Source organism: Prosthecobacter sp. (assembly GCF_044222565.1).
Lineage (GTDB): Bacteria > Verrucomicrobiota > Verrucomicrobiia > Verrucomicrobiales > Verrucomicrobiaceae > Prosthecobacter.
Map to the genome: position 1 here is coordinate 42,679 of NZ_JBGANA010000019.1, position 26,078 is coordinate 68,756.

15 protein-coding genes and 1 pseudogene are annotated in these 26,078 nt (G+C 60.7%); 5 read left to right on the top strand and 11 right to left on the bottom strand.

All coding sequences use genetic code 11. The features are described from left to right. The first annotated feature begins 243 nt into the window (after positions 1-243). From ACILSR_RS23695 to ACILSR_RS23705, 3 genes are read left to right on the top strand one after another with little or no spacing between them, the layout of a single operon-like run. On the top strand, positions 244-6,180 hold the full coding sequence (locus ACILSR_RS23695) for a choice-of-anchor D domain-containing protein (RefSeq protein WP_395752286.1): 5,937 nt from the start codon (positions 244-246) through the stop codon (positions 6,178-6,180). A gap of 20 nt (positions 6,181-6,200) precedes the next feature. Further along, complete coding sequence (locus tag ACILSR_RS23700; protein WP_395752287.1) at positions 6,201-7,187, top strand: HEAT repeat domain-containing protein; 987 nt, start codon at positions 6,201-6,203, stop codon at positions 7,185-7,187. Further along, the gene (locus tag ACILSR_RS23705) at positions 7,184-8,914 is read left to right on the top strand and encodes a hypothetical protein (protein ID WP_395752288.1); all 1,731 of its coding nucleotides are present in this window, start codon (positions 7,184-7,186) and stop codon (positions 8,912-8,914) included. Before ACILSR_RS23700 ends, ACILSR_RS23705 begins: the two co-directional genes overlap by 4 nt. A 176-nt stretch (positions 8,915-9,090) precedes the next feature. Here ACILSR_RS23705 and ACILSR_RS23710 read toward each other — a convergent pair whose 3' ends face one another. From ACILSR_RS23710 to ACILSR_RS23745, 8 genes and pseudogenes are all read right to left on the bottom strand, one after another. Then, entirely contained in the window at positions 9,091-9,951 is an 861-nt protein-coding gene (locus tag ACILSR_RS23710) for a hypothetical protein (protein ID WP_395752289.1), read from the bottom strand. A 57-nt stretch (positions 9,952-10,008) separates the two neighbouring features. Beyond that, the gene (locus tag ACILSR_RS23715) at positions 10,009-11,460 is read right to left on the bottom strand and encodes a metallophosphoesterase family protein (protein WP_395752290.1); all 1,452 of its coding nucleotides are present in this window, start codon (positions 11,458-11,460) and stop codon (positions 10,009-10,011) included. Positions 11,461-11,517: 57 nt separating this feature from the next. Further along, on the bottom strand, positions 11,518-12,576 hold the full coding sequence (gene truD, locus ACILSR_RS23720; protein WP_395752358.1) for a tRNA pseudouridine(13) synthase TruD: 1,059 nt from the start codon (positions 12,574-12,576) through the stop codon (positions 11,518-11,520). A 5-nt stretch (positions 12,577-12,581) separates the two neighbouring features. Then, positions 12,582-13,742 carry an alpha-hydroxy-acid oxidizing protein gene (locus ACILSR_RS23725; protein ID WP_395752291.1) on the bottom strand — a complete coding sequence of 387 codons (1,161 nt, stop codon included), beginning with the start codon at positions 13,740-13,742 and terminating at the stop codon, positions 12,582-12,584. 144 nt (positions 13,743-13,886) lie between these two features. After that, on the bottom strand, positions 13,887-15,119 hold the full coding sequence (locus tag ACILSR_RS23730; protein ID WP_395752292.1) for a glycoside hydrolase family 2 TIM barrel-domain containing protein: 1,233 nt from the start codon (positions 15,117-15,119) through the stop codon (positions 13,887-13,889). A gap of 27 nt (positions 15,120-15,146) precedes the next feature. Further along, complete coding sequence (locus tag ACILSR_RS23735; RefSeq protein ID WP_395752293.1) at positions 15,147-16,514, bottom strand: sulfatase-like hydrolase/transferase; 1,368 nt, start codon at positions 16,512-16,514, stop codon at positions 15,147-15,149. After that, positions 16,511-17,194 carry a hypothetical protein gene (locus ACILSR_RS23740; RefSeq protein ID WP_395752359.1) on the bottom strand — a complete coding sequence of 228 codons (684 nt, stop codon included), beginning with the start codon at positions 17,192-17,194 and terminating at the stop codon, positions 16,511-16,513. The genes ACILSR_RS23735 and ACILSR_RS23740 overlap by 4 nt, the downstream gene beginning before the upstream one ends. Before the next feature lie 546 nt (positions 17,195-17,740). Next, positions 17,741-19,759, bottom strand: a pseudogene (locus ACILSR_RS23745) (YHYH protein); the annotation flags it as partial. A gap of 8 nt (positions 19,760-19,767) precedes the next feature. Here ACILSR_RS23745 and ACILSR_RS23750 point away from each other — a divergent pair. Both ACILSR_RS23750 and ACILSR_RS23755 read left to right on the top strand, forming a co-directional pair. After that, complete coding sequence (locus ACILSR_RS23750; RefSeq protein WP_395752294.1) at positions 19,768-20,478, top strand: response regulator transcription factor; 711 nt, start codon at positions 19,768-19,770, stop codon at positions 20,476-20,478. Between the two features lie 6 nt (positions 20,479-20,484). Beyond that, the gene (locus ACILSR_RS23755) at positions 20,485-21,924 is read left to right on the top strand and encodes a sensor histidine kinase (protein ID WP_395752295.1); all 1,440 of its coding nucleotides are present in this window, start codon (positions 20,485-20,487) and stop codon (positions 21,922-21,924) included. Between the two features lie 6 nt (positions 21,925-21,930). Here the strand turns inward: ACILSR_RS23755 and ACILSR_RS23760 are convergent, their stop codons facing one another. Genes ACILSR_RS23760 through ACILSR_RS23770 form a run of 3 tightly spaced genes read right to left on the bottom strand, consistent with a single transcriptional unit; the run spans position 21,931 to position 26,062 of the window. Beyond that, positions 21,931-23,346 (bottom strand): neutral/alkaline non-lysosomal ceramidase N-terminal domain-containing protein, encoded by a 1,416-nt coding sequence (locus ACILSR_RS23760; RefSeq protein ID WP_395752296.1) that lies wholly within the window; start codon positions 23,344-23,346, stop codon positions 21,931-21,933. A gap of 11 nt (positions 23,347-23,357) precedes the next feature. Then, positions 23,358-25,298 (bottom strand): CehA/McbA family metallohydrolase, encoded by a 1,941-nt coding sequence (locus ACILSR_RS23765; protein WP_395752297.1) that lies wholly within the window; start codon positions 25,296-25,298, stop codon positions 23,358-23,360. Between the two features lie 41 nt (positions 25,299-25,339). After that, the gene (locus tag ACILSR_RS23770) at positions 25,340-26,062 is read right to left on the bottom strand and encodes a HEAT repeat domain-containing protein (RefSeq protein ID WP_395752298.1); all 723 of its coding nucleotides are present in this window, start codon (positions 26,060-26,062) and stop codon (positions 25,340-25,342) included. Positions 26,063-26,078 lie beyond the last annotated feature (16 nt).

Genomic DNA, 26,078 nt, shown 5'->3' on the forward strand with positions numbered 1-26,078 from the left:
TGCGACGGATTGCGTTGATTTCCGCAAAACTGGTCTTCGTGCCATTGTTCGGTGATTTCCACGGGCGGAGGCATTTGGAGCGCTGGAACTGGCCTTAGGCGGTTCTTTCAAACCGGAGATAGGGGGGCTTTTTTTTGCTTGCCCCGGCTGCCGCTTTTTTGGCAACATACGCAAATTCCTGATCCAGCCCTTCCTTCCACCTTTAGCGGCTGATGCCTTCCCAACCTAACCGCGCGCCTCATCATGCACACCATCCGACCCCGTTATTTCCGTCTTTTGACGTTTACGGCATCGCTCCTTGCCTGCCTGGGCTTGCGTGCGCAAAACACGACGTCTGATGACTATGGCAACACAACGGCCACTGCGGCTGCTGTGACTTTGCCATCGGTAAAGACAGGCACTTTGGAGAAGGCGGGCGACGTGGACTTTTTCAAATTCACCCTTACGACGCCCACAGTGGTGACGGTGTCTTCGGGTGGCACGACGGATGTGGTCGGAACGCTCTGGCTGGGAGGCGCGAAGGGCGCGGCCACGAGCATTGTCACTGACAACGATAGCGCAGGTGCGCCAAACTTCCGCTGTCAGCAGCTGCTGCCAGCCGGGACTCATTACCTGAGCGTGTTCCCAGCGGTCTATGGCACGCTGGGTGGCTATACTGTTAATTTCACAGTCAGCGCTCCTTCGATTCAGCAGCCGGACATCTCACTGGGCCTCGGTGGCGCGGATTTGCCCGCAGGCACGACGGTGGATTTTGGCACTGCGGCTCCCGGTGGCACGGTGAACAAGGATTTCTCTGTGGGGAACGCCGGAAACGCGACCCTCATCGTTTACGGACTGCGTCTGAGCCTCACCAGCACACTTCCGGCCGGGGCGTCGTTTCCGTTTCGCGTCGTCACCTCGCCCGCGCCATCGGTGGAAGCCGGGCGTCAGACGACTTTCCGTATCGCATTCCAGTCAAACGTGGCGGGCACCTACTCAGGCAAACTGACGGTGGTCAGCAATGACGGCGATGAAATTTTCTATGACATCCCGCTGCAGGGCGTGTCCTCCGGTCCGCTGCCGCCGTCGGAAATTGAAATCCGTGACGGCGCAACCACTGTGGCCAACAATGGCACCATCAATGTGGGCTCCACCATCCAAAACACGCGCCTGAACAAGACGATCACCATCGCCAACACCGGCACAGGCGAGCTCAAGATCACCAGCAACAGCCTGATTCCCGTGAGCACGACGAGCACGGCTGCCGGCTCAAACACCACCGCAACGACGGTACCGATGGCCTTCTCCATCTACAACTCAACCATCCCAACCTCGGTGCCCGCAGGCGGGCAGGCGACATTCCAAATTTCGCTCTTTAATCTCGTGGCGGGAAACTATGCGGCCAAGCTCACGCTCTACAACAATGACAGCGATGAAAACCCGACGGTCCTCAATTTCACCGGTACTGTCTCGCAGGACCCCGTGCAGGGAGAAATCGGCCTGAAGGTCGCAGGCACGGATGTGGCGACGAACAGCACGGTGGCCTATGGCAACAACGTCACGGGCGTGGGCATCTCGAAAGATTTTGTGTTCACCAACTCCGGCACCGCAACGCTGAATCTGACGAGCTGGCAGCTTTCGATCCCGCCGCCCGTGATGGTTTCGACCGCGACCACCACCACGGTAGGCAGCACGACGGCGACGGTTGCTAACGGCGCGGTGCTGGCGGCTGGCATGGGTGTCTCGGGACCGTTCGTGTCCGGCACTTCGATCACCGCAGTCTCTGGCAACACGGTCACCTTCTCCAGCCCGGCGACGGTGGCCATCAGCAACGCGGTTCTCTATTACTATGTGGGCGGGCCGAACGCGACAGTGAATGCCTTCCGCTTTGACTCGGCGCTGCCTGCTTCACTCGCGGCCGGAGCCAGTGCGACCGTGAAGGTGACCTACCTGCCGCTGCAGGCGGGAGATCACACGGCGACGCTGAAGGTTTATAACAATGATGCCGACGAAAACCCCTACACGTTAACGTTGACCGGCCATAGCGATGCAAACCCCAATCCGGGCGACATCGCGGTGACGCTGAATGGGGCCAATGTGGCCATGGATTCCACGGTGGACTGGGGCGGCCTGCCGGTGGGCATGACGGCGCTGCGCACGTTCCTGGTGTCGAACACCGGCACGGGCGAACTGCGCCTGACGGGTTTTTCCACCTCGGCAGTGCAGCCGCTGCTGAGCAGCACGACGCCGATGTACTTCTACTTTGGCGGCACGCCTTCTCCGGTGCTGCCTGCGGGTCAGTCGGGCTCGCTGGTGATGATCTTCAAGCCCACCGTCGCAGACGCGGTTTACAAATCAACGCTGGTCATCTCCAGCACGGATCCGGATGAAAATCCTTATCGAATCAATCTGACCGGAACGGGTTCTGCCAGCACGAGCCCGGTTCCGGACATCGATGTCACCGTGAACGGCGGCTCGGTGGGGAACAATGGCAGCTTCGCGTTTGGCACATCGAACTCCGGCACGATGGTGCAGAAGTCGCTGACCCTTTACAATACGGGCACCGCCACGCTGACCATTACCGGTGCGACGGTGACGCAGCCGGTTGGCACCACGACGGGCACGCCGCAGCCTTTCAGTGCGTGGGTCACTCCGCCGGTGTCCATCGCTCCAGGATCGAGCTACAGCACATGGTTGAACTTCTCCCCAACGGTGGCAGGCACCTACAACGCCACCGTGCAGCTGACCAGCAACGACCCCGATGAAAGCCCCTACACCATCAATGTCTCGGGCACCGCCGTGGGCACGGTCACCGCGCCTGAAATCGATGTCTCTCTGGCGGGTGTGGACGTGCCGACCGGAAGCGGCGTGGCCTCATTTGGCACCACCGCCTCGGGCACGCCGGTCAGCAAGCAGTTCACCATCAACAACACGGGCAACGCGGCGCTGACTTTGAGCAGCTGGCTCTTTCAGCAACCCAGCGGCACGACCACCGCCGTCCCCACCACCACCACACTCGGCAGCAATGTGGCCACCGTGAGCAGTGCCAGCGCGCTCGTTGCAGGAATGACGGTGAGCGGTCCGTTCCCGACAGGCACCTCCGTAGTTTCAATCTCTGGCACCAGCGTCACCTTCTCAGCGGCGGCCAGCTCGACGGCATCCAATTCCGTCCTCACCTACTTCCAGCCGGGCGTGCCGGCGGTCAATCCCTTCCAGTTTACCGGCACGCTGCCCACCAACGTGGCCGCGGGCGCCAGCGCCACTTTCACCGTCACTTACGCGCCACTGAGCGCCGGAAGTCACTCCATGATCGTGCGCTTCAGCAACAATGACCTCAGCGAAAACCCCTATCTGTTTACCGTCACAGGTTCCGCGACCGGAATCGCCCCCACGCCCGAAGTCGCTGTGGCGGTGGAAGGGGTGGACATCCCGGTGAATACCGGCTTTGCCTACGGCGGCACCTTCATCGGCGTGCCAGTCTCGAAGCAGTTCGTCATCAGCAACATCGGCACCGCCGCTCTGAGCCTCAGCGGCTGGAGCTTTGTGCAGCCAGTCTCTCCCGTGGCCACGGTCACCGGCGCCACAACTCTCGGCTCTCCCACAGCAACGCTCACCAGCGTCAGCAATCTGGCAGCGGGCATGGTCATCACCGGTCCGTTCCCGGTTGGCACCACGATCTCCTCGATCTCCGGTAATGTGGTGACTTTCTCCGCTGCGGCGACTTCGACGCTGACCAGCACCACGTTCAGCGTCTACCCGGCGGGAACCAACACGGTGAACCCCTTCGTCTTCTCCGGCACCCTGCCCTCCAGCGTGGCGGCCGGCGGCACCGCCACGGTCACCGTGAACTACTCGCCCACTGCGGTCGGCAATCACAGCATGAACCTGCGGTTCACCAACAACGACAGCGACGAAAATCCCTTCAACATCACGCTGACTGGCTCCGCCACGGTCAACACTGCGGCACCCGAAATCGGCGTGAGTGTTGCGGGCGCGGACGTGCCGCTTGCTGGCACCGTTGCGTATGGCAGCACCAACGTGGGCACTCCTGTCTCCAAGCAGTTCGTCATCAGCAACACGGGCAATGCCGCGCTCAACCTCAGCGGCTGGAGCTTTGGGATTCCAGCCACGCCGGTAACTTCAACCGGAACGACGACAGCCGGCAGCACCTCGGTGACGCTGGCGAGCACCAACGGCCTGAGCGCAGGCATGGTCGTTCTTGGCCCGTTCGCCGCAGGTTCCACGGTCACGGCGGTTTCCGGCAGCACGGTGACCTTGTCCACTGCCGCGACATCGACACTCGCCGGCGTCTCTCTCAGCTTCTACCCAGCGGGCACCAACACGCTGAATCCGTTCCAGTTCGTCGGCACCCTCCCCACCTCGGTCGCCGCCGGGGCCAGCACCACCATCACCGTCAACTACGCACCTTCGGCCGCGGGAACGCACAGCATGCTTCTGCGTTTCAATAACAACGACAGCAACGAGAACCCCTACGTCATCACTTTGACCGGCTCGGCCGTTGTGCTCGCACCGGAGATTGGAGTTTCGGTGGGTGGCGTGGACGTTCCGCTGAATGGCACTCTCGCCTATGGAGCCACCACCACGGGTACGGTGGTCTCCAAGCAGTTCGTCATCGCCAACACCGGCAATGCAGCGCTGAATCTCAGCGGCTACGGATTCTATCTCACCGCCGCCGCTACAAACGTCACCACCAACACCACGCTTGGCAGCACCGTGGCCACCGTGGTCAGCTCCGCCAATCTTTCCGCGGGCATGACAGTGGTCGGTCCGTTCGCTTCGGGCACCTCCATCGTTTCCATCTCCGGCACGAATGTCACCTTCTCATCACCGGCTGTCTCCACCATCGCCGGTGTCTCGCTCGCCTATTATCCGGCGGGCACCAGCACGGTGAATCCCTTCCAGTTCTCCGGAACTCTGCCCGCCACGGTGGCTGCAGGCTCCACCGCCACCCTCACGGTGAACTACGCTCCGACCAGCGCCGGCTCGCACAGCATGATCCTGCGCTTCAACAACAACGACAGCAATGAAAACCCTTACAGCATTGTGCTGACAGGCTCCGCCACCGCATCCACTGCCGCACCGGACATTTCCGTGTTCATCGGCACCGCCGAGCAGGCACGCAACAGCACCCTGGACTTCGGCACCATCGCCCGCGGAACCACCGCCACGAAGGACCTCGTCATCAAAAACACAGGTGCCTCAAACCTCACCATCAGCAATGTGATCGCCGCGATCACACCGACGGGCTCCACCAACACCCCTGCCTTCTCCTGGCAGATCATCTCCGGCTCCAGCACCGTCGTCCCGGCTGGCAGCACCACCGTGCGTGTCACCTTCAAGCCTGGTGCGCTCTCCACGAATTACAGCTCTTCCTTCAACATCAACAACAACGACCCTGACGAGAACCCGTATGGCTTCACGCTCACCGGAGCTTCGCTGGCGACCGACAGCGAGATCAGCGTCAGCTACAACAGCGCGGACCTGCCGATCAATGGCACCATCGACTTCGGCAGTGCGGTCACGCTGGGCAGCACCGTCACGAAGAGCTTCACGGTCAGCAACACCGGTGCAGCCACACTGGCCATCACCGGCTGGGGCACATCACCTGCATCAGGCAGCTATCCCACGACCTCCGTTCCCCCCTTCTACATCACGAACCTGGTCTCGACGCTCGCTCCGGGAGCCTCCGCCACCATCAATGTGGTTTACCGCCCTGTCCTCGTCTCCACCGCGGACAATTGGACCCTCACCATGACCAACTCCGATGCCGACGAGGGCGTCTATAAGATCAACCTCACCGCTGCGGCAGTTGCCAGCGCTACTCCTCCTGAAGTTGGCGTCAGTGCAGGCGGCACCGACATCGCCAGCGGCGGATCGCTAGCCTTTAGCACAGCCGTCAATGTGGCGGTCACCAAGGACATCATCATCAGCAACACCGGCACGGATGCGCTGCTCATCGCTGCCTACTGGACAGTCAATTCCACCCCGACGGGCAGCATCGCCTTCACCACCGTGCAGGCGCCTCCCGCCAGCATCCCGGCAGGTGGCACCGGCGTGTGGAGGGTGAAATTCCTTCCCACCGCCGCGGGTTCTACGTTTGCCGCAAAGCTCACGCTTCAAAACACCGACCCCGACGAGGGCGCGTACGTCATCAACCTCACTGGCACCACCACGCCGTGACGCGCTCGCGTATTTGAAGCATGAACCGCCGCCGCCTTATCATCGCCTCAGCTTCCAGCGTCGTGGTCCTGGCCGCGGCGCTGCTTTTTTTTGCCACGCGACAGCCGGCACCGGAACCAAGCGCCGGCGTTCAGAAAAAAGACCCGCCTTCGCAGACCGGGGCCGCCACCGCTCCAGTTCAGAATTCAAATACGGTCGTGCAAAAGCCGGCTGAGCAGACCAAAACAGAGGTGCTGGCCGATGTGGCCCTCGCTGCCGCTGATCCCAGCATGGGCCGCAGGCTGGCCATGGTAGAGAAACTCGCCTCACTCGGCCCCGGCTTCGAACGATTGCTCGGCGACGCATTGCAGGCGGTCCACAGCAATGCGGAGCGGGGTATTCTCGCGGATGCCCTGGCCCGCATCGGCACCGGCGAGGCTGTCCAGACTCTCTTTGCTGCCGTGCAGTCCGCGAGTGAGCCCGCGGTGCGCGCACAATTGCTCCAGGCTCTCAATGCGCTGCCGCCAGGCCAGCCGCTCGAGACACTGGCCTCCACCCTCGCCCTCCCGCTGGATCCCCAGGTCCGCGATGCCGTCGTCGCCACCATCTCTCGGGCCGCAGATTCGAACACCGTGCAGTTTCTCGGTGAAATGTATCACGAGCCTGAGTCCTCAGGCGGACAGAGCGCAAACATTCTCGCAGCCCTCGGCTCCATCACCAATCCTGGCGCCACCGCTGCACTCAGCACGCTGCTGCGCACCAGCGGCGAGGTGCCCATCATGCAAAACGCCGCCGCATCCCTCGGCAAGATCGGCACCAGCGACTCCCTCCAGGCCGTTGCGGACTCCCTTCAGGTCCTCGGTGTCACCAATCCCGAACTGCGGCAGTCCTTTCTCAACATCATTCAGTCGGTCACCAGCACGGAGGCCCGCGACTGGCTGCAAAAAAATGCGACCTCCACCGACCCCGGGCTTGCGCAGGCCGCCGCCGCAGCCCTTGGTGCCATGCAATCCTCCGCCACGCAATGACCCTCCGCTCGCTTTTTGTTTTGCTCCTGCTCTGCGTGCTGGCTGCTGGCAGCATGCATGCGGTGCCTCCCACGAACGACAGCTTCGCCAGTCGTACCAATCTCGGCAGCGGGGCGTCTCTTTCGATCCCTGGAGACAATACCGAGGCCACACTGGAAGCAGGAGAGACGACGTATGGAGGCATCGCCGGCAGTTCCGTCTGGTATGAGTGGACAGCTCCCGCATCAGGCTGGGTGAGCGCCTCGTCCGCCGTTGCCCTCGGCACCGACACCGTGCTGGGAATTTTTACCGGCAGCAGCGTTGGTACGCTGACTCAGCTGGGCTTCAATGACGATGCCTCGCAGGCCGGGGAACAGGAGCACTGGTCATCCCTCACCTTTTTCGCCGTCGCCGGCACCAGTTACAAAATCTCTGTTTCCGGCTATGACGACGGCTTCAGCGTGGCCACCGGCGCCTTCACACTCATTCTTGTCCCCTCCCCCACCACCTTTGGAGTCAACAGCCTGAGTTTCTCGCCCGCCTCTGCAAACGTGACGAATGCCGCCGCCAGCCTGACCCTCAATCTCACCGCAAGCAGCAGTGTCAGCCCCGTTTCCATGCGCGTGCGCCTCATCTATCCCACCGGTCTGAATGACGAGGATGAGACACGCTTCCTCGAACTACCGCTCACCGATGCCGAGCGCATCTCCGGCACCGCCGCCAGTGGCAGTTATCAGCTTCCCTTCACGCTTCCGCGTTTCGTTCCGCCGGCAGGCTGGAAAGCGGTCGTTTTTGCCAGCAACGGCTCACGCGATGCACGCTGGTCCTACGGTGCCGACACCGTCAGCGACGACTTCGCGCTTCCGCTTGCTTCAGCGCCCGTGGTCACCGTCACAAACACCGGCCTCGTGGACATCGCTCCGCCCGTTCTCACCACCTTCACCGCCTCGGCCACGAGCATCGACGGCGGCAGCGTCGCAGAGTCCGGCCGCGTCATCACCTTCCAGCTCACGCTCACGGACAATCTCTCCGGATTCTCGTCTGGCAGCATCGAGCTGGTCTCCTCCCAGCTTCCAACGCCTGCGACCATCGCCTTGTTTTCCACGGGCAACCTCACGAGCGGGGATGCTTTGAACGGGGCCTGCACCGTAAACGCAGTCGTTCCCTACGGTCTCGCTGCCGGCACCTACGATCTCCGAGTCCGGCTCCTGGATGCAAGCCTTGCGCCCGACAGTATTTCGAACATCCCCGGCGTCTCCGAAACTTCGTTTCCGGACGGAGCTGACAGCCAGATCATCATCACCGGCACTGCGGGGTATCCCGTCTGGGCCAGCACTCAGTTGTTTCCCTCCGGCAAGTTCGGTCCTGATCAGGATGAAGATGGCGACGGCCTCAGCAACCTTCTCGAATACGCCTTCAGCCTGAATCCGGCTGCCGCCAACTCCTCTTTCATGATCACAGACACTTACAGCGGCAGTCCGCCGGCGGTGTCCCTCCTTTCCTCCCCCAGCAGGCGCCTGAGCATCACCTTTCTCCGTCGCAAGGCTGCCTCCAGCAGCGGCCTCACCTACAGCGCCCAGTTCTGTGACACGCTTCTTGCCACCGGCACCGGAGGCTGGACCGACGCAGCCGGCACTCCCGTCATCACCAGCATCGACGAAACCTGGGAACTTGTGGTCATCGAAGACACGACGCTGAACGCCGCCCGCCGTTTCGGCCGTGTGAAGATCATCTACACACAGCCTTAGATCAGCGTCTCCTATTCGCTGACCACCGGGAGGATCACGCGGTAAAAAACACGTGCCTGCCCGAGTCGCGTTGCGGCTGTTTCCATAATGCTCACCGATGTTCCGTCGCTCGTCAGGTGGTGCCCGGAGTAGATTTGACCTGCAGCGTGGTGTGGGGTCAGCACCTCCGCGCGAGATTACTTCACCCCCGCTGGCGGATAATTCGAGACAGTATCCCACGCGATCTTTTGCAGAATCGCATGCTGCTCAGGCGAGATGCTGCGCTCGGGTGCGTTATGACCAACAGGACTGATGCGATAGATCGCCGCAAAGTTGCAGTAAGCTGCCAGAGCCATCACATGCCCCTGCCCATGGCCGATGGGATCGCGAAACAGCGCCGATTGTTTGGTTATTCCCGGAAACTCCCCAGCCACCACCATGGCCCGCAGCTTCACCACCGCATCGCCCACCGGAACGATGAATACACAAGTCTTGCCATGCTTCTGATTGAGTCCCGCGACCTGAGCCTCCAGTTGAGTGCGCCAGCCATCCACGGCAGCCTGCAAATCGGCGATTTTCATGCCGTCGCGCTGCGCATTGTCCTTGATGCGCGGGTCCGGCTTTCCCGGTTCCGGTGCAGGAAGGTCGAAGGGATACCACGAACCTTGCACCAGAAAGCGCATGCTGGGATTATGCTCCAGACCGAGCTGCACAAAATTCGTGATGCCTTCGTCCGGGATCTGCAAATGCGCCGCCATGGTGAAGACATCCACGTCTCCGCGCATGAGCGCCTGCTTCGCCATGTTTTTGTCGTCCGCCAGCTGCCAGTGCTGAATCACCCGTGAACCACCGATCCCCTGTTTTCCCGCCAGCTTGTGACCTTGAAGGTCCATCGTCTTGACCATCTCCTCGATCATGGCCGGCACAAACATGTGAAAGCTGTGCCCTGTGTAGAAGATCCTCTGGCCCTTCACCGGCTGCTGGCCGTCCGCAGCCAGCGTTCCACCATACGAAAGTGCGAGAAGCAGGCAGATGATGAGAGAGCGGCAGGTATTCATGATGGTGGGTTCACCAGCTACGCGCACTCGCGCCCGTTCATTGCGACCATTCTCGCACTACCGCCGCTTCAGGCTGTAATGATGCTCCACGGTGGCATTGGGAATCTCGTCTCTTGTTACACCAGGCACGATCGATCTCACATAGTCCACTATTGCTTCATCCGGCCCCACCGTCACACGAACGTGCCCCGAGCTCCCGAGGATGGCGCCCGTGTAGCCATATTCTTCCGCACTGCGCGTGCCGCCGCTCGGGTGCCCGGGTTGCGGCACTTCCTGGTAGATCACCCCGTCGAGCTCTTCCTTCGCAAAAAGGTGGTCGTGACCGTGAAAGACGACGCTCACACCATTCTTCACCAGCAGCTGATGAACGGGCATCTCCCAGCCAGAGCGGTGTTGCTTGAAGCCCTCGCTGCCATCAGCGTTTTTGCCGCCCCATTCCATATAGGGCGCAGGTTTCACTCCCCCGCGCACATCTTTGCCCAGTCCGCCCACGAGATGGTGCAGAAACACAAACTTAAAGGGCGCTTTGCTCGTCTGCAGCGTCTTCGCCAGCCAGCGGTACTGCGCTTCCCCGAGCGTCATGCTCCAGTTGTCCTCGCGTTTGCGTTCTCGTGTGAACCAAAAGGGATCCAGCACCACAAACAGCGCACTGCCCCATTCAAAAGCATAGTAATCCTCCAGCATGCCAGCACCTTCTTCTGGCGACGCATTTCCCGTGTAAATCCCTCCCGGCTCCGGATTTGGAAAATACTTCTTCCTCATGCCGATGGACCAAAGAGGCATGGAGTCCGGCTCGCCCGTCAGCCTTGATCCCTGTTCGCCATCGTGATTTCCCAGTGCCAGCAGCACCGGCACGGTATGGGCGATGCGGCCCATGTAATAGCGCTGCCCTTTGTATTGCGATTCCGCCCGCGTGTAAAAATTGCCGAACTTGTCCACCATCGTCGTGTCACCGAGATCGATCATGAAGTCCGGCTTGTCCGCCAGCATGTTCGCCAGCGTCTGCTGGTACACCCGCACATCCGTGCTGACGTCCAGGTGCGAGTCCGCCTGAGTGGTAAATGTGAAGGTGGATGATGGAGCACGCTGTGTATGAAAACTGCGCGCCTCATCGCGTGCAGCTTCACCACCACCGACGCGATAGGTCATTTGATAGGAATAAGCGGTATCCGCCTTCAAGCCCCCCAGCAGCATCGTTTGCGGTTCTCCCGCTCGCAATTTCCTCACCTCCGTGCGCTGAGTGAGTGCTGCTGCATTCACTCCATATGAAATGAAAACCTCCATCTCCTCCCACGCCAGCACACTCAGCGTCACGGAGTCTGCGCCTGGCCGGCAAAGCCAGACATTGAAGAGATAAGGCGGCACCACGGCGGGCTCCACCTGCCCGCCAGGACCGGCACCTTTGCCCCCACCCCGTTCACCTTTGGCGGGTTTGGGTTCATTTTGACCGGACGCCGCCACCATGAGGGCGACGACAACCAAGGCGCAGAGCAGGGGTAAATGCTTCATGGCAGTCCACTATGAACTGCAACGTCAATGTCGCATCAGGACTCGCCTGGGAATTTGTCAGTGTTTCGTCAAGACCTGTGGGGCACCAGATTCATCCAGTTCCGCCAGCTCCCGCAGGACCGTCGTGGCATAGGTCCCTTTGGGAAGATCAAACCGAAATTTCAGATCGCCGTTTTCCATCACCTCCAGCTCCGGATGCAGCGGCCGCAGCCTCATCACACGGCGTTCCTGTCGAAGACCGAACGCCTCCAATCCCGCAGTGAGATCAGAAAATCCGGCCAGCAGTTCCTGTTCGAGTTTCCGCACCTCCCCCACGCTTTGCAGTTCCCCACTTCCCCACAGCGGTCCGGTGAGCTCGACGATGCCTTGTTCAAATCGCGACACCTCGTCGCCGCGCTGATTTTCCGGCAGCAAAAGGGTTCCATTGTCGGCGAAGCCAAAGACCTCTCCGTCCAGCGGCCTGTCCCATGTCCCACCCGCCATTCGCGCCGCCACCACGGCATTAAACAAATGACTGCGCGCCGCGGAAAGGAGAAGTCCGCGCAGCAACCGATCCCCCGGCGTGAACTCGCCCCGAAACATCGCCAGTGCCTTCGCCACGTTTTGCCCATCGTTGCCAAAACGCTGCCCACCGAAAAAATTTGGCGCTCCCTGCTCCGCAATCTTCCGCCAGCGCCGAGCCGCCTCGGCCGCCTCAAACTCCGGACCGCGCAGCCGTATGCTAAAGCGGTTGCCCCGATGAATGCCGCGCCGCAGCTTGCGCAGGTTTCGGGTGATGTGCAGCACACGCAGTCCTTCGGACTCCAGCGCCGCTGCCTCGGGAGAGGCCTGCCCCGGCATGTGCAGGCTAAACCACTGTCTCGTCACCGCATGCCTGTCCTTCAATCCGCAATGACTCACCAAACGCCGCCTCATCCCCAGCGCATCCGCCAGCCGCGCCGCAGCCGCGTTGCTGTCCAGATCGCGCTTTTCCACCCACAGGAGGCAATGCTCGCCATCTCCCGAAGGCTCAAACCCCAGCTGTTCCTCCACCACAAAATCTTCCGGCTGCACCTTGAAGCGCGCCCGGCCGAGCGGCCCGCCGTGCAGAAAAGGAAGATCGTTCGAGTCCGGCATCGTCTTCACGACTGCGGACCGCTTACCAGATGTTTCGGCAGATCCGCCACACGCTCACACCCCACCTGCTCCATCACCTGCTTGAGCTGGCGCTTCAGCATCGTCATCGTGTGATCGCCCCCATCTTTGCCAAGCGCCGCCACGCCATACATGAAGGACCTTCCCATGAAGGCAAACTTCGCCCCGCTGGCGATCGCGCAGGCAACATCCGGCCCCGCTCGCAACCCGCTGTCGATCATGACGGTCGTGCGTTGGCCAAACTTCTTCGCCAGCTCCGTGAGCGGTTTGATCGTGGACTGCCCTGCATCCAGCTGACGACCTCCGTGGTTGGAAACGATGATTCCATCCACCCCGAGCCCGAGCGCCGTTTCCGCATCCTCCTCAGTCACCACCCCCTTCACCACCAGTTTGCCCTTCCACCGTTCACGAATGGCTTTGATCTTGGCAGGGTTCAGTCGCCCTGAAAATGTCTTGTTCATAAAAAGGCCAAGGTGCTTCATGTTCAGCCCCTTCGGCAGATAGGGCTTCATCGTCTTAAACTCCGGTGCCCCCGCCGCCAGCTGGCTGAAAGACCACGTAGGATGCAGCATCATCTGGATCACATTGCGCACCGACATGCGCGGCGGGATCGAAAGCCCATTGCGGATTTCCTTTGGCCGATACGCAAATGTGGGCGTGTCTGCGAGAATGACCAGCACGGGAAATCCAGCGTCACGCGCGCGATCCAGGAGTTTGTCGCGCAGCGCATCCTCCGCCGGATGATAAAGCTGAAACCACGCCTTTCCCTGCGTAAGCTCAGCCACCGTTTCGATGCTCGCAGTGCCCACCGTACTCAGTGTAAAGGGGATGTTGTGCTGGTGTGCAGCCTTCGCCAGGATCTCGGTCGCCTTCGGCCAGATCAGGCCCTGCAGCCCGATGGGCGACACGCCAAAGGGCGCATCATACGTCGTTCCGAAAAGCTCCGTCTTCAGATCGGAACCTGGATAGTCTCGCAGGTACCAGGGACGCAGCTGCACCTCACGGATTTCGTCCGTGTTGCGCTGCAGGTTGATGTTTGAAAAGCAGCCACCCTCCAAATACTCAAAGGCAAAGCGCGGCACACGCTGGCGCGCCCTTTCGCGAAGGTGTTCGATGGAGGGGTAGTTGGAATTGAAGACTTCAGCCATAGGACGTGGTGGTATCGCGGAGAAAAAGGAAACGGTGGATGATCCGCCTGCTTCATCGCCAGTAAACGCCGGATTTACAAGCTTCCAACACCCACACTGCAAATACCGGAATGCACATCGTCCAGCCACCCAAGGGGAGCTGTTTTACTTGACCTCAAACGGCGAATTCGCCGTGGCTGCATGGCCATTGCCATCGCTGATCCAGACGTGCAGCCGGTACTTGCCGGGTTGCTTCGGGGCCACCACCTGAGCTTGATCTCCCTCGGTCGAGGCGATCGCACCTTCGACCGCAGCGGGCATCCGCGAGCGCTTTCCGGCATCGTGGCCGCTTTTTTCAGGCAGCACGGCCCAGCGCCAGACGAGAGCATCCCCTTCAGCGTCTGAGGCCTGTGCACGAACCTTGAATCCTGTGCCCGCAGCCACTGCCTCCACCGGAGCTTCCTTCAGAGGCTGGATCACGGGCGCACGATTCCGTGGCGCCTTTCCGCTCCATTTTTCTTCCAGCGCATCCACCGCCCCGGTCGTTTCCCCGTCATATGTGAGCAGGCCAAACCAAGTCGCCGTGGCCTCATATTTCCAGCCCCACACAAAGGCGTAGCTCCCCAGGCACGCGCCACCCTGCGCGATGACTTCATCATAGCCACGCCGCATCATCTCCGCCTTCTGCGTGCTGGTTTGCTCCAGGGGAGCACCGGATTTGCTCTTCGGTCTCTCCCAGAAACCCTGCGGTCCCCATTCCGTAATCATCCAGGGCCGTGACCAGCCTATCTTCGCCAGCTGCTCTCGGAGGGTAAACAGGCCGCCATAGGTGTTCACACCGACATAGTCCAGGTGGGGCGCATGTTCGTTCATCCCTTTTGCTTTCTGCTCTGTCATGCCTGCCACGGCCGTGAAGGTCGGATGCGCCGGATCGATCTCCTTCACCATCAGCGCCAGTTTTTCCAGCTGCTGCCAGAAAGCAGCCTGCGCGCCGTCACCTTCCACCTCGTTCCCCAGTCCCCACGCCAGCAGCGAGGCATGCTCGCGAAACTTCAGCACCTGCTGCCTCACGCGCTCCTGCTGCCTGGCACAGTGCTCCGGCTTGGCATACGAAAACCATGAGCACTCAGGCTCCAGCCAAATTCCAGCGCTCACCGTCAGCCCCAGTTTCTCTGCCTCTTTCAATGTCTTCTCCAGATCATCGGTGCTCCAGGTGCGCAGTGAATTGCCCCCGCGAGCCGCCAGAATGTCGAGGTGTGTCTCACCTCCTGCGCCTTTGACAAAATAAGGCTTCCCTCCGCGCAGCATTCCATTCTTCACATCCACCGTCACAGGCAGCGGAGCGGCACAGACAGACAGAGTGGACAATACGAGCAGCAGCGCGATGACAGGGTGCATGTTTAGGAAGGGACCTGCGCTACCAGATCACTTTCCCTTTTTCATGCCATCTTTCTTTTTGCCTCCAGGGCCCATGCCCTTGCCCGGTTTGGGCCCTCTGCCTTGGGGAAACTCGCCACGCTCCAGAGCCGCGAAGACCTGCTCCCCCAACCCTGCACGCAGGTGTGCCTTGAGCTCAGCCTGCAGTTTTTCGGTCATCTGAGGGTTTTGCTTTGCCAAATCTCGCGTCTCGCCCAGATCATTCACCAGGTCAAAAAGGAGCCCTTCCTTGCTGTCCCAGAAATAGAGCAGCTTGTAGTCGCCTTTTCGGATCGCGGACATCGGGTGCTCCACCTCCACCACCTGGTGCCAGACAAAACGGTCGATCGGCCGCCTTACCGGCTCCTTTCCCCCGCTCAGCAGCAGCGGCTTCCAGCTTCCGCCCTCCACCCCCTTCGGCAGAGGAAAACCGGGCGCAGCAAAATCCAGCACGGTCGCCATCAGATCGTAGCTGATGATCGGCGTAGCGCAGTTCATACCACCCTTCGCCCCTGGGCAGCGAATGATCATCGGCTCGCGGATTCCCCCTTCTCCCAAATCTCCTTTTCCGCCGTTGAGCAGACCAGTGCGCCCTCCGTTGTCCGAGGTATAAATGACGAGGGTGTTTTCCGCGATGCCCAGGTCATCGAGCTTTTTCAAAACCGCGCCCACGCACGTGTCGAGGTCCTCCGTCATCGCGGCCATCATAGCTCGGTCGCCTTTCCCGCCTTTGGCTGGATTTGGTATCCCTTCGTATTTCTTCAGCGTTGCGGCCAGCGCCTGCGGCGTTTGGTGCACGGCATAATAGGAAAGCTGCAGGAAAAAGGGATGCCCCTCTTTCACCTGCTTCTCCATGAATGTGCGCGCTCGCCGCGTGATGCCAAAAGACTGCTTCGGATCTTCCGGATCTGTCGAGTCTCCATCTTCGTTCATGGTGATGCCGTCGCTGGCATCATACCCCATGGACTCCGGAGTATGAAACCACTGCCATTTGCCGAAGTGGGCTGCACGATAGCTGCCGTCAGCCTTCTTCAGCGTGTTGACCAGCGAGTCGGAGACGGGTGCGTTCCAGTTGCGTGAGCTTTTGTCTGTGGCATTCAGCGAGCTCGTCGTGCGCCCCATCTGGATGGAGGCACGCGAGCACTCACATTTGCAGTGCGCTGCATAAGCCTGCGAGAACACCATGCCCTGCGCGGCGAGCTTTTCCAAATTGGGAGTGTGAAACTCCCGCCCCGCACTGCCCGGCTCATCGGGCATCATCCGCACCGAGGTACCGCTCCACGACTGGTCATCCGCCAGGATGAAAAGGATGTTGGGCGCTTTGGCCGAGGCGCTGCCAGCCAGCAGCGCAAGGCTTAGAGTAAGTAGTGTTTTCATTTCAGAGGTGCTCCAGTCACATCCAGGTCAGGCTTCGTGTTCCAGCGCGGCTGCCAGCCGGGCTTTTCCACCTTGGTGCGGAAGATGATTGTGTTATCCAGCGCGAGGTCGTCGGACCATATGAATTTGGCCCCTTCGAAATCGTTCTCAAAATAGGGCTGCTTGGGGTCCACCTCTTCGACGGTGTATTCCTTCGCGTGCTTCCATGAACTGTCGTCGAAGTCCACGGCCCACCAGTTGGCAGGCAGCGGCTCCTGGCGGACTTGCGGGTTGGCAGTGTCACCATTGACCGGCCCGTGAAAGAAGCTCTTGGCCTTCCATGTGGCGTTCGTCACCGTGCCGTCTGCAAATTTCAGAATGAAGCCACCGTCTCCGACGCTGCTGCCGTATTCGAGTCCGGTTTTGGGATCCGCGTTGTCCTTGGCCAGCACCGCTATCGTCATCGGATACTCCGGCAGAAAATCTACGCTGACCACATTGTGCGGTGTGAACTGAATGGGATCCACCGCCACAAGGCGCCCGTTCACGTAGAGCATGAACCAATTGTCCGCGTACACGTTCAGTTTCATCGTGTCGGCGATGCTCGGCTTGATGAGCCCCGGCGGGCCGCCGCCTTTCTTCTTTTTGCCACCTCCTGCACCCGGGCCCTTTTTGGGCTCGGCACTTCCGGCTGCCTTCATCTCAGCTGCTGGTGGCGTCGCTGCTGTGGGTGCGGGTGGCGGTTGGTCGGTGCCACGCTGCTGCGGATTGTTCAGCGGTGCATTCGGGGAGGACTGCACCTCCGCAGTGCTCAGTCGGCCATCTCGGTCAGCATCCGCTGTGTCAAAAATATACTTCGCTGCTTTCTCCAGTTCCGCAGTGGTGAGCTGGCTGTCCTGATTGGCATCCAGCTCAAAGGCATGCCTGTAGATAAAGCCCGCAAAGGCGGCGCCCTGCCGCACATCTCCTGCGGCATCGATCTCTGCGGGCGTGATGACGCCGCTCTTGTCGGCGTCGTATTTCGAAGCTGCGGTCTTCATGTCGGCCAGCGTTTCTTCCAGCGTCACCACGCCATCACTGTTGGTGTCCAACTCGGTGCCATGCATCTGCATCCACGGCTTGCGCTGGCCGCCTTGTGTCCCGCCACCACTGGGTGGTGCCATCGGCTGGGCAGGAGGCTGCGCTCCGCTGGGCGGAGCACCCGGCCCCGGGTTTTGAGCCACACCGCCTCGCGTGTACACCACGCTAAGATCTGCCTGAGCGAGAATCTTCCCCTCCATGGCCGCCAGCAGGGCCTCGCGTGTCACGCCCGAGGATGTCGCCACTTTGGGCTCAGCGGAGAGCGAGTACACATGCAGCACATAGGTCTTGGCCCCCGGCCCTTGCGAATGGGGCGGCTCATATCCAGGCTGGCCTTTGAAGCCCACTCCGAGCTTGCCCACACCTTTGGCATTCTTGGGCAGGCTCGTCGTGCTGGCGGGGATGTCCCACATCACCCAGTAGCTTTTCATCTCATTGCCCGGTGCCAGGTGGTCCATGATCAGCGCATAGCTCTTCGTTCCGGCTGGAGCACCGCGCCATTCCAGCGGCAGTGTGGCTCCACTGCCGTCTCCGGTGTAATCCATGGGCAGATTGCCACCATCTTCCACCTCGGGGCTGGTCAAAACAAAGCCGTTTGCCTTGATCGTCTGCGGTGCGCCACCACGCCTCTCCGGCTGCTGTAAAGCAGGTGCTGCTGATGCTGTCGGCAGTTCGCTCGCATCCAGCTTGCCATCGCCGTTTCGGTCCAGTTCGGTAAATTCGCCGCGGGCTTTTGTCATCGCGGCTGCCAGGGTGCCGCCGCTTCGGCTCGCGGCAAAGTCACGCTTCACATTGTCGGCAAACTCCTGCGCTGTCACCACTCCGTCGCCATTCACATCCATCAGGCTGCCAGTGGCACGGGCAGGCTGTAGGCGTGGAGAATCTCCCGGCGCCGGTGGCGGATTGTCATCGGGTTTCATGCCCTTGCCCGGGCCACCTGCTTCACGCGGCATTCCCTTGCCCTTGCCTTTTCCGCCGCCGCCAGCACCTCTGCCTCCACCGCCACGGCTGGTGTAAACCTCCTTCACCGTGCCCTCACGCCCGTTGTTAAACTCAAAGGGATAGGTGCCGTCGCTGTTGATGCTGTAGGAAATCCAGCGCTTCTCACTGCCCACCTGATAGCTCAGCTTATAGCTGTTGGACCCGGTGCTCTCAAAGCCGGTGATCTCCGCCCCGCGCAGCGGCGGCGTGTCTGGCCGCACCGGCTGCGCACGTGGCTGTGGATCTACCTGCCCTTCGGCTTCCACGACTTCTCCATGAAAGGCGCTCTGCAGATACGGACGCTTGGTGGAGGCATGGTAGTGGTAGCCCACTTTCGCATCCTCGTGGCCATGGCACTCGTCCAGCTTGCCCACGGGCGATCCATCCGGTTCGGTGAGTCCATAGATCGGATATCCGTCCAGCGCGTATGCGATCGGCATTCCCTTCCCCACCACCGTCTGCAGATGCAGCGGCGCAATGTGGTAATGGTAGTCGTCCGCTCGTCCGCAATGGCCGCCCCATTGGTCCAGCTCACCGATTTCATACGAAACCTCCCCGCGATTGTTCTGCGGATTGAAAATCGGGATGCCGTTTACCGCCAGCGCAATAGCTCCACGCAAAAAATGCCCTTCCACAATGGCGGGTGTTTTTGCCGGCACAGGCTTGAGCGGAATGCGCCAGGCATTGTCGCCAAAGTAAGCCTGCGGCAGCGGCACCTGCTGCTGCCACGCCGTGATCCCCACCATCATGTTGTGCTCCGGCCAGCCGTTGGAACCCACATGGAGAAAGTCCTGGTCCCATTTCAGTTCCAGCTTCGGAAAGCTCATGAATGCTTTGGCCGCTCCCGGTGCGTTCGCCGCATTGGCCACAGCGGCAGCGGCAAGCTGGAGCGAGGAGCCACTGGCGGCCACGCGCACATTCGCGGTCCGGTTTTGCGCTGGAACTGGGTCTGTGGCGCTCTTTTGCTGCTGCATCCAATCTTCTAGAATGTGCTGCCGCAGCCCTTCCTTTTCGGCTGCATCTCCGGACTTCCAGACATGCCCGAAAGCAGCCGTGCTCGTGAGCAGCCCGATGAACAAACAGAGAGACGTGGGTGTTTTCATGGTCCTAGATTGCAACGACGGTGTCAGCCGATCATCAGCAAACACGCATCGAATTGTCAGCAATCCGTAAAGAAACTCGCGAATTCGCTCGCGAAAGTTCATACTTCCTCATGCCAGCCACCACGCGCATCCTCGTAATCGACGACGACACCGAGCTTTCACAGCTCGTGGCGGACTACCTGAAGCCGATGGGTTTTGAGGTCGAATGCGAGCACGAAGGAAACAGCGGCGCCGAGCGCGCCACCAGCGAACCTTGGAATGCGATCATCCTCGATGTCATGATGCCGGGCTGCGATGGCTTCGAGGTCCTCCGGCGCATTCGCACCAAGTCCAAGGTCCCCGTCATGATGCTCACCGGCCGGGGCGAGGAGGTGGACCGCATCGTCGGCCTCGAGCTCGGCGCTGACGACTACCTGCCCAAAACCTTTTCATCCCGCGAGCTTCTCGCCCGCCTGCGCGCCGTGCTGCGCCGCTCCGGATGGGTGGCGGAAAACACGCCACAGAGTCCCATGAAGGAAATCGTCGTCGGCCCCCTGCGCATCAATGTGGATTCACACGCAGTGGTGCTGGGAGACGTTCCCCTCGATCTTACTCCGGCGGAGTTCGGTCTGCTGCTTTCCCTCGCCAGGGCTCACGGCCGTGTGCGCACACGTGAGCAGCTCATCGAAGACGTGGCCGACCGAGAGTGGGACGTGTTTGACCGCGCCATTGACATGCATATCTCCATGCTCCGGCGCAAGCTCGGGGACGACCCCAAAAATCCGCAGTTCATCAAGACGGTGCGCGGCTTCGGCTACCAGCTCGTCACCCCCAGCCGCTGACCGCCCATGTCCCGTCCACGCCTCCCTCTTTATCTGAAGATTCTGCTCTGGTTCGGTGTCAATCTTCTGGCGCTGGCGCTGCTCCTCTTCGGCTTTCTCAGCATGCAGTTCCGCATGAGCCTGGACTGGATGCTCTCAGGCGAGGCGGGCGAACGGATCGCTGCGATTGGCGACAACGTCACCTTTGAACTTTCCAGCCTGCCAGAGAAGGAATGGCCGGAAGCCTTGAAAAGATATGAAGTGCAGCACGACGTCACCTTCGCTCTTTTCAGCAGCAGTGGCGCGCAGGTCATGGGCACAGCCGTTCAGGTTCCCCCGGGAGTCGTGCCAAAACTAATCGACAAACGCGGCCCTGGGGACCACCCGCCACCGCGGCGTCCTCTCCCCGGCACAGGCAGAAGACGTCCCTCAGATGCGCCTCCAAAACCGCGCTTCCTCCTTCGGGCGGGAGATCCCGCTCACTATTGGGCGGGCATTCATCTCGATCTCACCCAGGAGAGTGACAACCGCCCGCTGACTCTGCTCATGGTTTCCAACACAATCACCGGTGGCGGCCTCTTCTTTGATGCCTGGCCTTGGTATGGCCTCGCTGGAGCAGCACTGCTGCTCTCCGCCCTGGTCTGGATGCCCTTCGTCCGCGGCATCACCGGATTCATCGGACGCCTCAATCATGCCGCTGGCCGCATCGCCCAGGGGAATTTTGGAGAGCGTGTCACACGCGGCCGCAATGATGAACTGGGGGAGCTCTCATCCTCCGTCAACGCCATGGCCGCCCAGCTTGGCGAATATGTCGCGGAGCAGCGCCGCATCACGGCGGATGTCGCACACGAACTCTGCTCGCCGATCGCCCGCATGCAGATGGCCCTTGGCGTGGTGGAGCAGCGCAGCACGCCAGAGCAGGCTGGCTACCTTTCAAAACTCGATGCGGAACTCCAGCACATGGCGCGTCTGGTCGAAGAAGTGCTCGCCTTCTCCAAGGCCGAGACATTGCCAGACCGTGAAACCGCGGAGGACATCCGTTTGCATGAACTGATCCTCGCCGTCATCGCCCGCGAAGCGTCTGATGCAAATGTCCAGCTCCACGTCCCTGCGGAGATGCAGTTGCATTCACTGCATGGCGCGCTGGACCGCGCCATCGGCAACGTGCTGCGCAATGCCGTTCGCTATGCGGGCGAATACGGTCCCATTCACATCCACGCGGAGCAGCAGGATGGAAACACCCGCATCCGCATTGCCGATCAGGGGCCGGGCGTGCCTCCGGAATCCCTTCCACGACTGTTTGAGCCGTTCTACCGCCCGGAGTCCGCACGCCGGCGCACCACCGGCGGCAGCGGCCTCGGACTGGCAATCACCAAGCGCTGTGTTGAAGCCTGTCGTGGCACCGTCACGGCAAGATTGCGTGAACCTGCCGGAATGGAGATCGAGATCTCCATTCCATCGGCCTAGCCGCACTCACTCCGCCTTCTTCAGCTCCGCCATCATCTCCAGCAGATGGTTGGTGAGAATGACGCTCGTGTCCTCCTGCACCTGGTTTGTTCCCAGCCATGTCTCGTAGCCGCCCAGCTTGTGCTGCTCCAGAGTGGGCAGATAGCCGTGGCGGCCGTTTGCCAGGCCCACAACCATTGTCTGGGCAAACAGGCTGCGCTTCTTCAGGTCCAGCCCAATTTCGACAAAAGTCTCAAACGGAATGCCGCACACCACAAAGTCGCCGATCCGAATGGCCTGCAGAGGCACCGTGATTGTATCCTCTTTCCGCTCTGCCGCGGCCACCACGCTGCCTGCATAGTTCTTCGCCAGGCGCGGCAGCTTTTCGATGGCGTCCTTGTCCTTCACCGCCAGCACCGCCTTCGCTTCCGCCACATCCTGCTCCGTGGGCCTCCGATATTTCAGTGTCACCTCACGCTGCAGCATGCCCAGCGTCACATCGCCACGATGCTTCTCGATCTTCCGGTGGGCAAACCACGCCGTATCCGCCGCTTTCTGCGCCACGATCCGGATCTGTTCAAACGGCTCGCGGGGCGGCCGCGTCACACCAAAGGGAATGTTGTTGATGTCGCCTGAAGTGCCGTTCGACATCATCGCCACAAAGTTCTCTCCCCCACGCACCCTCGAAGGCATCACACGCGCAAACTCCCCAAAATAATCCGCCGACATCTCCCCTTCCGGAGCGCCACCCACGTAGTGGAGCGAATAGTTCGCATATACCGCGACAGGCTTCCGTTTCGCGTCCTGCACGGAAAGAATGGTAATGTCAGGATCCGTAGGTCCGGCAGGATGATCAATCGTGTTCGGGTCAGTTCCTGGATTCATCTTCACCGTGTCCATGCGCCCAAACGGATTGAGCGGCATCTTGCCGGGTTTCAGATACCAGCGGCGGTTAAAGACCTCGTCCGGCAGGGGATGGGACGCCACACCGATCAAAGCAGGCTGCAGTGCTTCATGCGCCTTGATGATCGACTCGGCGATTCCCTCGACAAACCGTTTGTAGTATCGCGCACCGATCTCGCTGCGCGTATTCACCGAAGGCCCGCTGTGCGTATGAGTGGAGCTGATGAGCATCTTGTCCGGCTTCATGCCCGTCTTTTCTGCCGCGATGGCCTTAGCCTCATTCAGCACGTCCGGTCCCGCACCCAGCACATCCACCACCACCATCGCCACCGTCGTCTTGCCATCATCCAGCACCAGCGCACGTGCATGAAACGCATCATGCGCCTTGCCCGCGGGATTGGCGCTGAAGCCACCCGGCATGTTCATGGGAAACTCCGTGGGCGTGATGTCCACCGCGGCCGCTCCGGCTCGGAGGCTGGCTGTCGGCGCTGCAAAGGCAGCGAAAGGGGCAAGGCAAAGGGCAAGCAGCAGATGTTTCATGACAATGGATTTCAATGGGGTTGCAGGGATTCAACTTGGATGGCGACACTCTCGTCGTATTGCTTGAGCGCCTCCTTCAGCTTCTCCGGGTCTGCGCCGAAGCGCTGGTAGAGCGACTGAGCGATGGCGTAGGCAGACTGAAAATGGCCGTCTCCGTCGGCATCGATCCAGATAGGATTGGTCGAGCCGATGACCCGTGGCTTGAATGTCTTGCTCGCAGCCTGATACGGTCGTGGAATCTCCCAGAAAGCTTCCGATACTCCAGGACCTGTGGCGATGGCCACCAAATGCACATCGTGTGCCGGCCGAGGCATTTCCCAGGTGATCTTTGCCTTTTCTCCCGCTCGATGATCGTCTTTTAACGCCTCTTTGCGGATGAGAACCCCATTGGAAAAAAGCTCCACGCGGTCCGCTTTCACCCATGAAGGACCACTGACCACGATCTCGACCTTGATGCTTTCGCCCAGGCCTGTGGCGAGGTCGCCGATGCTGAACCGCTCATCCACTTTCATCGTGCACATCAGCCCCAGGCTCACGAGCAGCTTTCCTCGCTGATAGCTGCGCCAGACTTCATTCAGATCCAGCTTGGCAGGATTGGCGTCATTGGCAGCCACATAAGTTCTTCCCTGGCCCAGGATGAAACGGTTCACGTCATGACTGTCGCTCGATGCCACCGCTGCAATGCGGTGCCCGCGGTTGAGCAGAGCGAACCAGTCGCGGTAAAGCAGATGAATGTCAGACTGCATCGCCGCTGATGTCACCACCTCAATGGCATCGATGTCCAGCGCCTCCGCATGGCGGTGCTTTCCCGTTTTGGCATTGAACTGCACTGCGCCGAATGGCACAAATCCGCTGTGCAGATCCCGTGGATGATTCAGCGTGATCACTTTCACACCTGGTGTGGCGCGAATGGCCGGCATGAGCTTCGCCCAGTCCTCTTCACTGGCATCCACCACCTTGGCTTCCGCCTGAATCGGAAACGCATTGAAGTGCCCATGCTTCGTGGTCACCTCATTGCCAGTCACCGGAGTGAAGTGCTCCGCCACACCCGCACTCTCCGCGGCGGGCGCATAATCGGTGTGATGATTGTGATCCGTCGAGATCGCCAGTTCGATCCCTTCGCCAGCGATGGTGAGCATGCGCTCCTCGATCTTCGCGTCTCCATGCCCGCTGTAGGTCAGGGTATGGATATGGCTGTCCGCCGCGATCCACCCGTGCGTGTCCACCTCTCGTTTCAGACTCATCCGCACTTCCCTTGAATCCCCCGCTTTCAATGAAACCGCCTCTTTTTCAACGCTCCACTCAAATCCTCGTCCCGCATGCAGCACGTAATCTCCTGGTGGCACGGAGATCAGTGCGTGACCATCTTTCGCATACACCACGCCAGTTCGAGCCGCCACGGCTCCAGCGGGCTCCGCACGCAGCGGCTGCAGCGTTCCGTCCCTTTTTGTCAGAGTGATCCGGCACGGCGTGGGAATTCCATCAGGAGCAGCCAGCACCGTGACCTCAATACGCGCTCCACTCACCGCCTCCACCACAGGTTTTGCGATCAACACCACCGGCCCGGCCTCGATGTCATCCAGGCTGGCGGGTGCCTCGATCAGCAGAACATTCTCCCCGTCCCTTAAAGTCCCCGCCGGCACTGCCAGAACACACTCTTGCGCGGTTTCCGCCGTGGTGAGCATTCCCAGCTTGCGTCCGTTCAGCAGCACCGGCCTTGTCAGCTTCACATCCCGCTGCCAGATGCGCAGCGTTTGCTCCGCCACGTTCACCTTGGCCTGAAATCGCAGCTCCAGCCGCTCTGCATCCACCGGACGGTTCTGGTACTCATCCCATTCGTAGTCCCCCTGCCTCCCAAGGTGCAGACGCCTGCTCTCCAGGACTGTCTCCTGCGCAAACGCGAAGGAAGCGTGGGCGATGCACAGCATCAGCAGAAGGCGGTGTGAAAACATGGGCGCTTACTACGAACTGGAAGCCCGTTCTCTCGCGCCTCTTAGCGCTGCTTTTTCTCCATGCCATTCGAGCGCACGCCGGCTTCCTCTTCATATTTGCGCTGCACCTCCTTGAGGTAGATCTCACGCTCCTCGGCGGTTTCAATCATCGAACCACCGTTCTGCGCTCGGCTCATTTTTTGCACCTGGTCATCTCCTGGATAACGACTGCCCATCATGTCTCTCAATGCCACCTGGGCAATGCTCCGCACAGGGTAAAACTGCTCCCGCAGGGTGCCGCACGCGCCGTTCACCACAAAGTGATCGTCCTGCATCGCGGTCACAAACCACTCGATCGTGCGTCGGTCCTTCAGGCGCCTCAGAGTTTTCGCAGCACTGATCCGTACCGCCGGATAATCTGACCACGCCATTTCCCGCGCCGCCTTCTCGACTGCTTCATTGTCTCCCAAAGCCGCGGCAATGACAGTCAGCATGCCCCGCACCTCATAGTCCTTCTCCTGTGCGATCTGCCTTTGCACCTCCGGCAGCAGCTCACCTCCCTTCCTGCGACACTCCTCGATGATGGCCTCCCGGTTCCGCTCCGTCGGCATGCTTCCCTGCCTGAGGTAGTAGTCCGCATCCGGATTGTCCGGATCGCACTCATGCCGCACCTTGGCAAGAATGCTCGCAAATGCAGGACTTGGGCTCCAGTTCCATTTGAGCACCAGGCATGGCACGAAGATAAACAGCAATGCAGCGATGAGATGGTTGCGATTCACACCCATGAAACGCGCGAGTCGG

Excerpts from the sequence above, each read along its gene's own strand:
- ACILSR_RS23695 (WP_395752286.1), top strand. The coding sequence starts at position 244 with ATGCACACCATCCGACCCCGTTATTTCCGTCTTTTGACGTTTACGGCA.
- ACILSR_RS23700 (WP_395752287.1), top strand. The coding sequence starts at position 6,201 with ATGAACCGCCGCCGCCTTATCATCGCCTCAGCTTCCAGCGTCGTGGTC.
- ACILSR_RS23705 (WP_395752288.1), top strand. The coding sequence starts at position 7,184 with ATGACCCTCCGCTCGCTTTTTGTTTTGCTCCTGCTCTGCGTGCTGGCT.
- ACILSR_RS23710 (WP_395752289.1), bottom strand. The coding sequence starts at position 9,951 with ATGAATACCTGCCGCTCTCTCATCATCTGCCTGCTTCTCGCACTTTCG.
- ACILSR_RS23715 (WP_395752290.1), bottom strand. The coding sequence starts at position 11,460 with ATGAAGCATTTACCCCTGCTCTGCGCCTTGGTTGTCGTCGCCCTCATG.
- truD (WP_395752358.1), bottom strand. The coding sequence starts at position 12,576 with ATGCCGGACTCGAACGATCTTCCTTTTCTGCACGGCGGGCCGCTCGGC.
- ACILSR_RS23725 (WP_395752291.1), bottom strand. The coding sequence starts at position 13,742 with ATGGCTGAAGTCTTCAATTCCAACTACCCCTCCATCGAACACCTTCGC.
- ACILSR_RS23730 (WP_395752292.1), bottom strand. The coding sequence starts at position 15,119 with ATGCACCCTGTCATCGCGCTGCTGCTCGTATTGTCCACTCTGTCTGTC.
- ACILSR_RS23735 (WP_395752293.1), bottom strand. The coding sequence starts at position 16,514 with ATGAAAACACTACTTACTCTAAGCCTTGCGCTGCTGGCTGGCAGCGCC.
- ACILSR_RS23740 (WP_395752359.1), bottom strand. The coding sequence starts at position 17,194 with ATGAAGGCAGCCGGAAGTGCCGAGCCCAAAAAGGGCCCGGGTGCAGGA.
- ACILSR_RS23750 (WP_395752294.1), top strand. The coding sequence starts at position 19,768 with ATGCCAGCCACCACGCGCATCCTCGTAATCGACGACGACACCGAGCTT.
- ACILSR_RS23755 (WP_395752295.1), top strand. The coding sequence starts at position 20,485 with ATGTCCCGTCCACGCCTCCCTCTTTATCTGAAGATTCTGCTCTGGTTC.
- ACILSR_RS23760 (WP_395752296.1), bottom strand. The coding sequence starts at position 23,346 with ATGAAACATCTGCTGCTTGCCCTTTGCCTTGCCCCTTTCGCTGCCTTT.
- ACILSR_RS23765 (WP_395752297.1), bottom strand. The coding sequence starts at position 25,298 with ATGTTTTCACACCGCCTTCTGCTGATGCTGTGCATCGCCCACGCTTCC.
- ACILSR_RS23770 (WP_395752298.1), bottom strand. The coding sequence starts at position 26,062 with ATGGGTGTGAATCGCAACCATCTCATCGCTGCATTGCTGTTTATCTTC.